Annotated in this window: 12 protein-coding genes; 7 read left to right on the top strand and 5 right to left on the bottom strand. The window is 73.4% G+C overall.

Annotation, left to right across the window (positions count from 1 at the left end; genetic code table 11):
- The first annotated feature begins 291 nt into the window (after positions 1–291).
- Complete coding sequence (locus BJ999_RS16065) at positions 292–1827, top strand: DHA2 family efflux MFS transporter permease subunit (protein WP_229810465.1); 1536 nt, start codon at positions 292–294, stop codon at positions 1825–1827.
- Positions 1828–1902: 75 nt separating this feature from the next.
- On the opposite strand, the gene BJ999_RS16060 is transcribed toward BJ999_RS16065, so the two are convergent.
- On the bottom strand, positions 1903–3438 hold the full coding sequence (locus BJ999_RS16060) for an acyl-CoA synthetase (protein WP_179834047.1): 1536 nt from the start codon (positions 3436–3438) through the stop codon (positions 1903–1905).
- Positions 3439–3495: 57 nt separating this feature from the next.
- Positions 3496–3726, bottom strand: a complete 231-nt coding sequence (locus tag BJ999_RS16055) for a DUF397 domain-containing protein (protein WP_179834046.1) — start codon at positions 3724–3726, stop codon at positions 3496–3498.
- 195 nt (positions 3727–3921) lie between these two features.
- On the opposite strand from BJ999_RS16055, the gene BJ999_RS16050 reads away from it, so the two are divergent.
- Complete coding sequence (locus BJ999_RS16050) at positions 3922–4548, top strand: ATP-binding protein (protein WP_179834045.1); 627 nt, start codon at positions 3922–3924, stop codon at positions 4546–4548.
- Here BJ999_RS16050 and BJ999_RS16045 read toward each other — a convergent pair.
- A complete protein-coding gene (locus BJ999_RS16045) occupies positions 4529–5935 on the bottom strand; it encodes an alpha,alpha-trehalose-phosphate synthase (UDP-forming) (protein WP_444541853.1) in 1407 nt (468 codons plus the stop codon). The genes BJ999_RS16050 and BJ999_RS16045 overlap by 20 nt on opposite strands.
- Positions 5936–6279: 344 nt before the next feature.
- Between BJ999_RS16045 and BJ999_RS16040 the strand changes: the two genes are divergently transcribed.
- Both BJ999_RS16040 and BJ999_RS16035 read left to right on the top strand, forming a co-directional pair.
- The gene (locus tag BJ999_RS16040) at positions 6280–6741 is read left to right on the top strand and encodes a MarR family winged helix-turn-helix transcriptional regulator (RefSeq protein WP_179834043.1); all 462 of its coding nucleotides are present in this window, start codon (positions 6280–6282) and stop codon (positions 6739–6741) included.
- Between the two features lie 56 nt (positions 6742–6797).
- Entirely contained in the window at positions 6798–7901 is a 1104-nt protein-coding gene (locus tag BJ999_RS16035) for an FAD-binding protein (protein ID WP_179834042.1), read from the top strand.
- Here BJ999_RS16035 and BJ999_RS16030 read toward each other — a convergent pair.
- Both BJ999_RS16030 and BJ999_RS16025 read right to left on the bottom strand, forming a co-directional pair.
- Positions 7865–8467, bottom strand: a complete 603-nt coding sequence (locus BJ999_RS16030) for an HDIG domain-containing metalloprotein (protein WP_179834041.1) — start codon at positions 8465–8467, stop codon at positions 7865–7867. The genes BJ999_RS16035 and BJ999_RS16030 overlap by 37 nt on opposite strands.
- Before the next feature lie 31 nt (positions 8468–8498).
- A complete protein-coding gene (locus BJ999_RS16025) occupies positions 8499–9017 on the bottom strand; it encodes a YbaK/EbsC family protein (RefSeq protein ID WP_179834040.1) in 519 nt (172 codons plus the stop codon).
- A gap of 101 nt (positions 9018–9118) precedes the next feature.
- Here BJ999_RS16025 and BJ999_RS16020 point away from each other — a divergent pair, with 101 nt between their 5' ends.
- The 3 genes from BJ999_RS16020 to BJ999_RS16010 are packed head-to-tail and all read left to right on the top strand — an operon-like array spanning position 9119 to position 12995.
- Positions 9119–9811 (top strand): FadR/GntR family transcriptional regulator, encoded by a 693-nt coding sequence (locus BJ999_RS16020; RefSeq protein ID WP_179834039.1) that lies wholly within the window; start codon positions 9119–9121, stop codon positions 9809–9811.
- Entirely contained in the window at positions 9808–11193 is a 1386-nt protein-coding gene (locus BJ999_RS16015) for a hypothetical protein (protein WP_218935078.1), read from the top strand. Before BJ999_RS16020 ends, BJ999_RS16015 begins: the two co-directional genes overlap by 4 nt.
- The gene (locus BJ999_RS16010; RefSeq protein WP_179834038.1) at positions 11190–12995 is read left to right on the top strand and encodes a GMC family oxidoreductase; all 1806 of its coding nucleotides are present in this window, start codon (positions 11190–11192) and stop codon (positions 12993–12995) included. Before BJ999_RS16015 ends, BJ999_RS16010 begins: the two co-directional genes overlap by 4 nt.
- Positions 12996–13002 lie beyond the last annotated feature (7 nt).

The raw sequence follows: 13002 nt of genomic DNA, 5'->3' as shown, positions 1-13002 counted from the left end.
CGGTCTGCCTCTCCGACTCGCGAAGGAAGGAGTGCGGTGTCGCGTCTGTCACACTTGGTCGGCCTCGGGGACGGTGGAGGCGGGAGCGCGGACGGCGCGGAGCAGGGCGGATTTGTCGGACCCCGCTGGAATACTCCCGGAGCGCTCGAAGTTTAATCGTTCGCGAAAGTGTCAGTCGCTGCAGTATTTTGCGGCAGTACCCAGGCGAGCCATGAGCGAGCCCTGACACCCCTGAGCAACGAGACCACGGCCCCCGCGTGCCCACATGCGGGCCTGACGATTGGAAGAGAGTTGACCGCTCCCGCATCTCCCAAGGTGGCGGACGGCCCGCTGAAGGAACCCGGCGCCGGAGGAGGACTGGACCGCGGTGTGCTCGCCACGGCCATGGTGGTCGTCCTCGGGGCGATCATGTCCATCCTGGACGTGACCGTCGTCAACGTCGCGATCAACGACCTGGCGAAGGAGTTCGAGACCTCGCTGGCGACGATCCAGTGGGTCGCCACCGGCTACACCCTGGCGCTGGCCACCGTGATCCCGATCACGGGATGGGCCTCGGCCCGGTTCGGCACCAAGCGCCTCTACATGGTCTCGATCGGGCTGTTCGTCATCGGTTCGATGCTGGCGGGCCTCGCCTGGTCCGCCGAGTCGCTGATCGCCTTCCGGGTGCTGCAAGGCCTGGGCGGCGGCATGATCATGCCGGCCGGCATGACGATCCTGACCCAGGCGGCGGGGCCGCAGCGGGTCGGCCAGGTGATGAGCATCGTCGGCGTGCCGATGCTGCTCGGCCCGATCCTCGGCCCCATCATCGGCGGCTACCTCGTCGACGATGTGTCGTGGCGGTGGATCTTCTTCATCAACCTGCCGATCGGCATCGTCGCGCTGGCGCTGGCGGCACGGATCCTCAAGCGGGACGAGCCGAAGCCGGCCGAGCGCCTCGACTTCATCGGGCTGCTCCTGCTGTCCCCCGGCCTGGCCTCGCTGATCTACGGCGTGGCCAAGGGCGCCGAGATGAAGGACTTCCTGAAGACCGGCTCTCTCGGCTTCTGGGCGGTCGGCGCCGTGCTGGTGCTCGGCTTCGTCGTCCGCGCGCTGAAGGCCGAGAACCCGCTGATCGACCTGCGGCTGCTCAAGCGGCGCTCGGTGGCGGCCGCGTCCGGCACGATGCTGCTGTTCATGATGGCGTTCATGGGCGCGATGCTGCTGCTGCCGCTGTACTACCAGACCGTCCGCGGCGAGGGCGCCCTGCAGTCCGGCCTGCTGCTGGCCCCGCAGGGCCTCGGCGCGATGATCACGATGCCGATCGGCGGCAAGCTGACCGACCGGATCGGCCCCGGCCGGGTCGTGCTGGTCGGGATGGTCGTCGTGGTCCTGTCGGTGTCGGGCTTCGCCTCGATCCTGGAGGCCGACACCTCCTACTGGGCCCTCGGCGGGACCCTGTTCGTGATGGGCCTCGGCATGGGCATGACGATGATGCCGACCATGGCGGCGGCCATCCAGACGCTCGTCCACGACGAGGTGCCGCGGGCGAGCACGATGCTGAACATCATCCAGCAGGTGTCCGCGTCCATCGGCACCGCGATGATCTCGGTGCTGCTGGCCAACCGGCTGACCTCCGAGCTCGGCGGCGGGGGCGGCGGCGAGATCGGCAGCACCGAGAAGGTGCCGCCGGCGATCATGCAGAAGATCGCCGGGCCGATGGCCGACGCGTTCCAGCACACCTACTGGTACTCGGCCGGGCTGCTGCTGCTGGCGTTCCTGCCGGCGCTGCTGCTGCCGCGCAGGAAGCCGGACACCCCCGCGGTGGACGCGCCGATGCCGATGCACTAGAACGCCCCTGGCGCGTTCCAAACCCCGGTCGGCCCCTGAGGGGGCCCGGCCGGGGTTTGGCCGTTCAGGGCCGTCTCAGGCCGTGGCAGGACGTTCGTCCGCCCAGTACTCGTCCTTCAGCAGCCGCTTGTAGAGCTTGCCGGTCGGGTGCCGGGGCAGCTCGGCGCGGAAGTCGACCGAGCGCGGGCACTTGTAGTGGGCCAGCCGGTCGCGGCAGTACGCGATCAGCTCGGCCTCCAGCGCGGGGCCGGCGTCGTCCATGGACGGCGGCTGGACGACGGCCTTGACCGCCTCCCCCATCTCGGCGTCCGGGACGCCGAACACCGCGACGTCGGCGACCTTCGGATGCACCGCGAGGACGTTCTCGGCCTCCTGCGGGTAGATGTTCACCCCACCGCTGATGATCATGTAGGCGCGGCGGTCGGTGAGGTAGAGGAAGCCGTCCCCGTCCACGTGGCCGACGTCGCCGAGGGTGGTCCAGCCGCGCCCCCGGGGATCGCGGGACGCGGCGGTCTTGGCCTCGTCGGCGTGGTACTCGAACTCGGGGCCGTTGCCGAAGTAGAGCGTGCCGGGCTCCCCCGGCGGCAGTTCCCGGCCGTCCTCGTCGCAGACGTGGACCTCGCCGAGGATGGGGCGACCGACGGTGCCCCTGTGGGCCAGCCAGTCCTCCGAGTTCGTGTAGACGAAGCAGTTGCCCTCGGTGCCGGCGTAGTACTCGTGCAGGATCGGCCCCCACCAGGCGATCATCTGCTCCTTGACCGGGACGGGGCAGGGCGCGGCGGCGTGCACGGCGCAGCGCAGCGACGACACGTCGTAGCGGGCGCGGGTCTCCTCCGGGAGCTTGAGCATCCGGATGAACATGGTCGGCACCCACTGGCTGTGCGTGACGCGGTACTTCTCGACGGCGGCGAGGGCCTGCTCGGCGTCGAACTTCTCCATCACGACGACGGTGGCGCCGAACCGGTGGAAGTTGAGCGAGTACCGCAGCGGCGCCGCGTGGTAGAGCGGCGCCGGGGAGAGGTACACCGAGTCCGCGTCGGGCTGGAAGAGGAACGACAGGAGCTGGTACAGCGTCCCGCCCTCGCCCATCGGGGCCTTGGACAGGGCCGGTTTCACGCCCTTGGGGCGGCCGGTCGTGCCGGACGAGTAGAGCATGTCCGCGCCCTCGCACTCGTCCTCGATCGGCGTGGGCGGGTGCTGGGCGACGCGCTCCTCATAGGAGGCGTAGCCGGGGGCCGTGCCGCCGAGCATCAGGCGCAGCGGGACGTCCGGCGGCGACTGCGCGGCGGCCTCCATCGCGGCGCTGGTGATGAAGACCTTCGCCTCGCAGTTTCCCGCGATGTAGGCGAGCTCGTCGGGCTGGAGGCGCGAGCTGATGGCGGTGTAGTACAGCCCGGACCGCTGCGCGGCCCAGGCGACGGCCAGGTAGAGCGGGTGGTTCTCCAGCATGAACGCGATGTGGTCCCCCGGCCGCAGCCCCTCCGCGCGGAGCAGCTGCGCGAGCCGGTTGGACTCCTCGTTCAGTTCCCGGAAGGTGACGACCCGCCCGGAGCCCGCCATGACCACAGCGGGCTTGTCGGGCGTCCGAGCGGCGATCTGCCCCAGGTACATGGCCGCAACCTACCTGGCCGGACCGGTAAATGGAATCCCGTTCGGTTTGCCGGCCGGTCAGACGAGCATGTGGTCGAAATCACCGTCCTTGGCTCCCCCGACGAACGCCTCCACCTCCTCGCGCGTGTAGACGAGGATCGCTCCCTCGGGGTCCCTGGAGTTGCGCACGGCGATCTCCCCGTTGGGGAGTTCCGCCATCTCGACGCAGTTGCCGGATGGGTTGCTTCGCCGGCTCTTCTGCCAGACGAGCCCGCCGCACCGGACGTCCGACATCTGGTGGCCGTCCATCATCGCCCCCTTTAGGCGTCTCGGTCCCCCTGTCCCAGGAGACCGCGATCTCGCCCCACCCCACACCATGGTACGAGATGCACGTGCATTCGTTCTTGCATTGGTTCATGCAGACGGTCTTGCATCTGCACGACTTGGGGAGCAAGATAGCGAACGCTCGCCGGTGACCAACCCGCACGCCTCTGAGGTTTGACCATGACCGTTGACCAGGCAGACGACGTCGCAGCCCCCGCCACCATGGGGGGCGGGCGGCCACGGCACTTCTCGGCCGTCCACTCGCCCTGGCCGGACGCCCCGCAGATGACGCTCGGCCCGAACGTTCCCGCGGGGGCCGCGCGCGGCCCGGCCGCGGCCCCCGGTCTCGCCGGGCTCTGGCCCGCCCCGCACGCGGGCGCGCCGCGCACGGCCCGCCGGGTGCTCCCGGCGGAGATCACCGCACCCCGGTCGGCTCGCGAGTTCACCCAGGTCACGTTGGACGCCTGGGGCATGACCGACGACGCCGGGGACGTGGTCGTCGCCGTGTCGGAGCTGGTGACCAACGCGCTGCGGCACGGCCTGGAGGGCCTTCCCCAGCCGCTGCCGCTGTGCCCCATCCAGCTCGTCCTGATCGGCCATCCGAGGCGGCTGGTCGTGTCGGTGACCGACCCGGGCGCACGCGCGCCCGAGCCGGTGCCGACCGAACCCGACCGCTGCGCGGAGGGCGGCCGGGGCCTCGTCGTCGTCGGCGCGATCAGCGACTCCTGGGGCTGGGCGCGCCTGGCGACCGGGGGGAAGGCGGTCTGGGCCGCCTTCGACCTGCGGTTCAGCCCTCCAGGGCAGTAGGAGCCTGTTCGGCGGCGGCCGAGCGCGCCGGGTTCTCCAGCTCGCTGAGGAACTCCTGCGCCCACCGGTCCACGTCGTGCTCGATGACGCGGCGGCGCATGACGCGCATCCGCCTCGCCTGCTCGGCGGGCTCGGCGTTCAGCGCGGCCATCAGAGTGCCCTTCAGGCCGTCGATGTCGTACGGGTTGACCTGGAAGGCGCCGCGCTTCAGCTCGGCGGCGGCCCCGGTGAACTCGCTGAGCACGAGCGCGCCCCGCAGGTCCTTGCGGCAGGCCACGTACTCCTTGGCCACCAGGTTCATGCCGTCGCGCAGCGGGGTCACCACCATCACGTCCGCCGCGAGGAACAGCGCGGCCAGCTCGGCGCGGTCATACGAGCTGTGCAGGTAGTGGATGACCGGAAACCCGATCTCGCCGTGCTCTCCGTTGATCCGCCCGACGAGCTGCTCGATCTCCTCCCGGAGCAGCTGGTACTGCTCGACGCGCTCCCGGCTCGGCGTCGCGATCTGCACGAACACCGCCTGCCCGGGCTTGATGTGGCCCTCTTCGACCAGCTCCCCGAAGGCCTGGAGCCGCTGCGTGATGCCCTTGGTGTAGTCGAGCCGGTCGACGCCCAGCAGCACGGTGGCGTCGCCGAGGTCGGTGCGGATCTCCTGCGCCCGCTCCAGCACGTCCTCGCGCCCGATCAGGTCGTTCAGCTCGCCCACGTCCACCGAGATGGGGAACGCGCGGGCCCGCACGACGCGGTCGTCCCAGAAGACGTCCTGCTTCGCGAAACGGGCGTCCAGAAGGCGCCGGCAGAGCCGCACGAAGTTCGCCGCCGCCCCGGGGAGCTGGAAGCCGACCAGGTCGGCGCCGAGCAGCCCCTCCAGGATCCGCCGCCGCCACGGCAGCTGCCAGAACAGCTCCACCGGCGGGAAGGGGATGTGCAGGAAGAAGCCGATCCGCAGGTCCGGACGCAGCTCGCGGAGCATCTGCGGGACGAGCTGGAGCTGGTAGTCCTGCACCCAGACGATGGCGTTCTTCGAGGCGACCTTCGCCGCCGCCTCGGCGAAGCGCCGGTTGACGCGGACGTAGGCGTCCCACATCGCCCGGTCGTAGACGGGCGTGGCGACGACGTCGTGGTAGAGCGGCCACAGCGTGGCGTTCGAGAAGCCCTCGTAGTAGAGCTCCACCTCCTGCGCGGACTGCGCGATGGGGTGCAGCGACATGCCGTCCTCCTCGAACGGCTCCAGCTGCTCGTCCGGCGCGCCCGTCCAGCCGATCCACGTGCCCTTCCTGCGCCTCATCACCGGGGCGATCGCGCTGACCAGTCCGCCCGGACTGCGCCGCCAGCGCGGGACGCCGTCGGCTCCGACATTCCGGTCCACCGGCAACCGGTTGGCCACCACAACGAACTCACTACCGCGCGACACTTTGCGACCCGCCTCTCCAGGACACTCTCAGCGCTCACTCATGCCCACATACGGTCAACGGGAACATCTTGTCATTTCGACGCAAAGGACCCGAGACCGAAAAGGGGGATGTCAGGCGCGCGGGGCGGCCTGGAGGAGGGATTGGATCGGGCCATATTCCTTTCCCGGCAGGTGACCCCTGTTGAACCACGAGTCACGCGGCGCCGGCGGCGGAGAGAAAGAGTTACCCAGATCACACTCGCGGGCACCGTCCGCGTCGTGGCAGGTACCCCGTGGGGGCATCCGCCGTCTCCTTCGCCGAAAACTAGAATCGCGGCATGGACAGTGCGGGGGACCCGCTCGACCCACGGGAGCTGCGCGCCTGGATCGCCTTCCTGACGGCCGGCCACCTGATCGACCACGAGATCGAACGCCAGCTCAAGCGGGACGGCGGGCTGTCGCACCCCGAGTTCGAGGTGCTGGTGCGGCTCCGGTCCGCCGAGGGCAACCGGCTGCGCATGTCCGACCTCGCCCGCGAGGTGATGGTGTCCAAGAGCCGCCTCACCTACCAGGTCACCCAGCTGGAGCGGGCCGGGTTCGTGAAGCGCACGGCCTGCGAGTCCGACCGCCGATCGGTGTGGGCGGAGCTGACCGACGAGGGCGCCGCGGCGCTCGGCAGGGCGCGCCCGGGGCACCGGCGCGTCGTCCGCGAGGTCTTCGTCGAGGTCCTCGCGCCGGAGGAGATCGAGCTGCTCGGCGACGCCCTCGGCCGTGTCGCCGACCGCCTGCGCCACCGGTAGGTCGCGCCGGGCTAACGTGACCGGAGGCGGAGACCACCAGCGGGGGGACCATCGCATTGCGCGACTTCGGGGGGATCGTCGAACGCTCGCCCGCGCGGGTCGTCCGGCCCGCGTCGGCGCGGGAGGCCGCGGCCGCGATCCGCGAGGCCGCCGCGCAGGGCCTGGAGCCGGTGCCGCGCGGCCTCGGGCACTCCACCTACGGGCAGTCGCTGACCTCGGGCGTCTCGCTCGACCTCGGCGGGCTGGCGGGCGTGCGCGAGGTCGGCGCGGACCGCGCGGTCGTCGGCGCGGGGACGAGCTGGCGCGCCGTCCTGGCGGCGACGCTGCTGCTCGGGCTGACCCCGCCCGTCCTGACCGACCTTCTCGACGTCACGGTCGGCGGGACGATCTCCGCGGGCGGCCTCGGCGGAACGTCCCACCGGTACGGGACGCAGGCCGAGAACGTCCTCGCGCTGGAGGTCGTCGTCGACGGGGAGCCCGTGATCTGCTCCCCCGACGTCCGCCCGGACGTCTTCGACGCGGTGCGCGGCGGGCTCGGCCGGCGCGGCGTCATCACCGAGGCGACGCTGCGGCTCGTGCCGGCACCGGATCGGGTGCTGAGCTGCTCGGTCCCGTGCCGGGACGCCGCGGACCTCCTGCGCTTCCAGCGCGAGACGCCGGCTGAGCACATCTCGGGCCAGGTCAAGCCCTCGGAGACCGGCTGGACGTACGAGGCCAAGGCCGTCCTGTACGGGCCGGGCGAGCCCCCTGCCGGCACGGCGGAGACCGAGGAGCTCTCCTACGCCGAATTCGCCGACCGGATGCGTCCCGACGTGGAGGAGCTGATCTCGCTCGGCGAGTGGGCGCGCCCGCACCCGTGGGGCATCGTCCTGCTTCCCGGCTCCGCCGCCGCGGCGGTGATCGGGTCGACGGTCGCCGGCATGACCGTGGCGGATCTCGGCCTCAGCGGAGCCATCGTGGTCAAGGCGCTGCGGGTCGGCCATGTGCCGATGCTCGCGGCGCCTGACGACCCCGTCCTGTTCGGCGTGCTGCGCGCCGCCTCGCCGGGGTGCGCGTCCGTCGCGGAGATGCTCGCCGCCAACCGGGCCCTGCTCGACCGCGCCGAGGCGGTCGGCGGCGTCCGCTACGCGATCGACTCCGTCCCGCCCGCCGCGGGGTAGGCCGACTGGAAGGCGAGCCGACCGTCGGCCCCCGCGGCGATCCGGTCGCAGATGTCGTCGAGGTCCATGAAGGCCTCCCATTCCGCCTGGCCGGACGCGGCGGCGAGCACCTCCACGAGGCGCTGTTCGAGGCGGGTGACGCGCTCGGCCTTCCAGATCGCGTCGGCGAGGCTGACGAGCAGGTCGTCGACGCCGATGCCCGGGTCGTCCCAGGACGCGTGGGTGCGGGCGAAGCGCGCCAGGCGCTCCTCGACGCCCCGCTCCCGGAGCAGACCGTGCCCGGCGCGCTCGTGCTCGGCGCCCGGGCCGGACAGCTCGGCCGGGTGGAGCGCCTTGCCGATGTCGTGGGTGGCCGCGCCGAACAGCACGGCCTCCGCGTCCACGGCGAGTCCGGGGTGGCGCCGGCTCATCCAGTCGACCAGCTCGGCGGCCACGTCGTGGACGGCCCGCAGGTGGGCGGCCAGGCGGGGCGGGGCGTCGAGGTCCTCCAGGAGGCGGGCGGCCCGTTCCGGCAGCGGACGGAGCCCGGGTTCGGTCAGCGCGCGGCGCAGGATCGGTGACGGCATCCCGGCACCGTAGCGGCTCCCAGTACGCCCCCTACCGCGCCAGCGCGATGACCTCCGCCCCGGGCAGCCCGGCGAGGGCCTTGCCCGGAAGGAGGATCTTCGATCTGCGCAGGCCGCTGCCGATGACGACGTGCGGAGCGGCGGCGACGGCCTCGTCGACGAGGAGCGGCCAGCCCGCGGGAAGGCCGATCGGCGTGATGCCGCCGTACTCCATGCCGGTCAGGGACGTGGCGTCGGCCATCGGCGCGAAGGAGACCTTCCGGGCGCCCAGGTGCTTGCGGACCACGCCGTTGACGTCGGCGCGGCCGGTCGCGAGGACCATGCAGGCGGCGTGGGCGACCTCGCCGCCGCGCTTGGCGGCCACGACCACGCAGTTGGCGCTGACGTCGAGGGGGACGCCGTAGCGCTCGCAGAACGCCGCCGTGTCGGCGAGGTCCGGGTCGATCCCGGCGGTCTCCGCGCCGGGAAGACCGCCGATCGCCGCGGCCACCGGATCGGCCAGCAGATCGCGTCGTTCGTTCGCCGGTTCCCAGTCGAGCGTGCCGACCATGTCTCGTCCCCTCTCGTGATGCCCCCACCCTGCCACGGTCTTGACGGCTGGGCCGCGCGCGTGGTCCAGTGGCTCATCCACTCAGCCTCTGGAGGTTACCGGTGCCGTCCTCCCCGATCCCCCGCGACACGGTCGTCGACGCGCTCGTCGACCGGCTGCGCGACGACGTGCTCGGCGGCCGCTACCCGCCCGGCTCCTACCTGCCGCCGGAGCGGGACCTGGCCGCCGGCTACGCGGTCACCCGGACGTCGCTGAAGCACGCGATCGTCCGGCTCGCGCAGGCCGGCCTGCTGGAGACGCGGCACGGCGTGGGGACGCGGGTCCGCGACTACGAGCGGCTGGGCGGGCCCGAACTGCTGCCGATGCTGGTCAGCACCGTCGGGACGGCCTGGATGGCGGAGATCTTCGAGGTGCGGCGCGAGGTCGGCGCGCAGGTCGCGGCCAAGGCGGCGGTCCACGCCACCGGCGAGCAGCGGGCCCGGTTGCGGGAGCTGGCCGCGCGGGTCGGGGACGCCGCCGGAGGCGACGAGGCCCAGCTGGCCGAGTGCGAGGTCCACCGGGTCATCGCGGCGGCCACCGGCAACCGGGTCTACGGGTTCATGGTCAACGCCCTGCTGAACGCCTACCTCGCCGTCCGGGAGGCCTTCACGCACGCCTTCGCCGACCCGGCGGCGGCCGCGGACCGGCTCGCGCCCCTGGTCGAGGCCCTGTGCGACGGCGACGCCGCGCGGGCGCGCGAGGCGGCGGGCGCGTACTTCACCGAGACCGAGTCGATCATGCGGGGCTCGCGATGAGCGCGCGGCGCACGGTCTTCGGCGAGGTGATGGAGGGGTCGCTGCGGCTCGCCGGAGAGGACCGCGACCGTCCGATGCGGCTGGAGCTGGCCGCCGACCTGCCGGGCGTGCTGCGTCCCTGGGGCGATGTGGAGGGGGCGCTGACCGGACGCGTCCGTGTGCCGGACTGGGCGGACGACCCGGGGGCGTCCGGACGGCTGCGGGTGGCGCCCGTCGCGGCGCGCCGGATCCGCTACACGCTGGGCTTCACCGCCGGCGACGGGCGGCGGCTGCGCCTGGACGGCTGGAAGACCGTCAGCCCGCGGCGCCCCGTCCGGTCGATGACGCTCCTGCCGCTCACGGTGACCGACGAGGACGGGGCCGTGGTCGGTGAGGCTCGGCTGCGCTTCGACCTGCGCCGCGATCTCGTCCGCTTCCTCGGCGGCTTCCGTTTCCCCGGGCCCGACCCCCTGCGGTCGCGCTGGCGCGGACAGCCGGGGCGGCTGGAGGTCTGGTACACGACGCTGACCGACCCGGTGACAGGGACGGGCGTCTGGCTCCACCACGAACTGGTCGCGCCGGCCAAGGGCGCGGCGGACGCGGGCACAGCGCGGGCGCACGGCTGGGCCGCCGTCTTCCCGCCCGGCGAGGCGCCGGTGCTCGCGCGGTTCGGCCCGGAGCGGTGGAGCCCGCCGGAGGACGCGGCGTTCGCCGCCGGGCCCGTCGAGCAGGCCGACGGGCGGCTCACCGGCACGGCCGGGACCGTCACCTGGGACCTGCGCGAGTCGGGTGGCGGCCGGCCCCTGTACACGTTCCCGCGCTGGGCGTGGGAGTCGGAGCTCCTTCCCGCCGCGCAGATCGTCCCGAGGCCGGCCGCGACGTACGACGGCGTGGTGCGGTTCGGCGACCGCGTCCTCGAACTGGAGGCCGCGCCCGGAGCGTCCGCCCGCATCTACGGCCACGGGAACGCGCGCCGCTGGGCGTGGCTGCACGCCGATCTCGGCGGCGGCGACGTGTGCGAGATCGTGGCGGCGGTGTCGACGCGTCCGGGGATGGACCGGCTCCCTCCGCTGCCGTTCGTCCGGCTCCGGGTCGACGGCACCGACCTGGCCTCCGGCGACCCGCTGCTCGCGGCGATGCGGTTGCGCGCCGACATCGGCCTGCCGGCCTGGACGGTCCACGGCCGCATCGGCGACCGGCGCGTGCACGTGCGGGTGACGCTGCCGCCCCGGGAGACCGTCTCCGTCGACTACGCCGACCCGGACGGCGCCCCGGCCGTCTGCCACAACTCCGAGCGCGCCGACGTCCGGATCGTGTTGGCCCGGCGGGCGGGGCGCGGCTGGGAGACCGAGCGCGAATGGCGGCTGGACGGCACCGGGCACGCGGAGGTGGGGCTGCGATGAGCGCGATGACCGGAACGGTCGCGGCGCTGCTCGGCATCGAGGACCCCGGCGACCTGGCGCGGGTGTCCGCCCGCGCGGAGGCCGTCGGCCGGGCGCTCCCGGCGCCCGCGCGGCTCGGCCTGCGCGCCGGCGCGGGCACGCTGGACGCGCTGTCCCGGCTCGCCACCGGACACCCGCTGGACGGCCTGGACGCCGACCGCCGCGACGCGTTCTGCGCCCTGCTGACCTCCCGCGAGCCGGCGGCGCGGCTCGTGGAGGCGCTGAAGATCCCCCTGCTGCTCGCCGCCGGCACCGAGCTGCTGCCGCTCCCCCGGCCGGCCGGCGACCCGCGCCCCGACGCGCCGCTGGACTGCACGCCGTCGGAGGGCTGGCCGGCGTGCTCGACCGCCGACGCCGTCGTGATCGGGTCGGGCGCCGGCGGCGCGATGGCGGCGCGGACCCTCGCCCGGCGCGGCATGTCGGTGGTGGTCCTGGAGGAGGGGCGGAGGTTCACCGTCGCCGAGTTCCGCGACCGCCCGCCCCTCGACCGGTTCCTCGACCTGTACCGGGACGGCGGCTCCACCGTCGCGTTCGGCCGCCCGCCGGTGCTGCTGCCCCAGGGCCGCGCGGTCGGCGGGACGACCGTCGTCAACAGCGGGACCTGCTACCGGACGCCGGACCGCGTCCTGCGCCGGTGGGCGGGGCTGGGCGTCCCGGTCGGGGACTTCGGCGACCACCTCGACGAGGTCGAGGCCACGTTGAGGGTCGCACCGCAGCCGATCGGGCCCCTCGGCCGCAACGGCCTGCTCGCGCTGAAGGGCGCCGAGCGGCTCGGCTGGCGCGCGGGGCCGCTGCGCCGCAACGCTCCCGACTGCGTGGGCAGCGGGCAGTGCGCCGCCGGTTGCCCGCACAACGCCAAGTACGGCGTCCATCTGAACGCGCTCCCCCAGGCCTGCGAGGCGGGAGCGCAGATCGTCTCCCGGGCCCGGGTCGAACGGATCCTCGTCGAGCGCGGCACCGCCACCGGTGTGCGCGCGCGGCGCCCGGACGGAACGGCCTTCGAGGTCCTCTCGCCCCGCGTCGTCGTCACGGCCGGCGCCCTGGAGACGCCGCTGCTTCTGAGGCGGTCGGGCATCGGCTCGCATCCCGGGTTGGGACGCGGTATGGCCGTCCACCCCGCGACGAACATCGCCGGGAGGTTCGCCGAGCCGGTCGTTTCCTGGTCAGGGGTGATGCAGAGTGTCGGCGTCGAGGAGCTGCACGCGGACGGGATCCTCATCGAGGCGACCGCCAGCCCGCCCGGCATGAGCTCGTTCCCCCTGCCGGGCGCGGGACGGGCGCTGCGCCGCGCGCTGGAGGGCGCCGACCGCCTCGCCGTGCTCGGCGCGATGATCGCCGACGCCCCGTCCGGCCGCGTGCACGGCGCCCGGCACCGCGCGCTCGTCCGCTACGACCTGGCCCGGGAGGACGCGGCACGGCTGCGCCGGGCGCTCGTCGCGATGGGCCGGATCCTGTTCGCGGCGGGCGCCGAGGAGGTCCTCACCGGCCTGCCCCGCCGCCCGGTCGCCCGCGACGAGGCCGAGCTCACGCACGCCGTGGCGATGGCGTCCGCCGGCGACCTGCACCTGGCCGGGTTCCACCCGACCGGGACGGCGCGGCTCGGCGCCGACGCGGCGAGGGCGCCGGTGGACCCGTCCGGGCGGCTGCGCGGCGTCCGGGGCGTGCACGTGGCCGACGCGTCGGTCCTGCCGACCTGCCCCGAGGTGAACCCGCAGCTCACCATCATGGCGATGGCGCTGCGGATCGCCGAGGGGATCGGGTAGGCGCCGC

The organism is Actinomadura citrea, from assembly GCF_013409045.1.
Lineage (GTDB): Bacteria > Actinomycetota > Actinomycetes > Streptosporangiales > Streptosporangiaceae > Spirillospora > Spirillospora citrea.
Note: the sequence above shows the minus strand (reverse complement) of the source record. Positions and strands in the feature narration are given on the sequence as shown.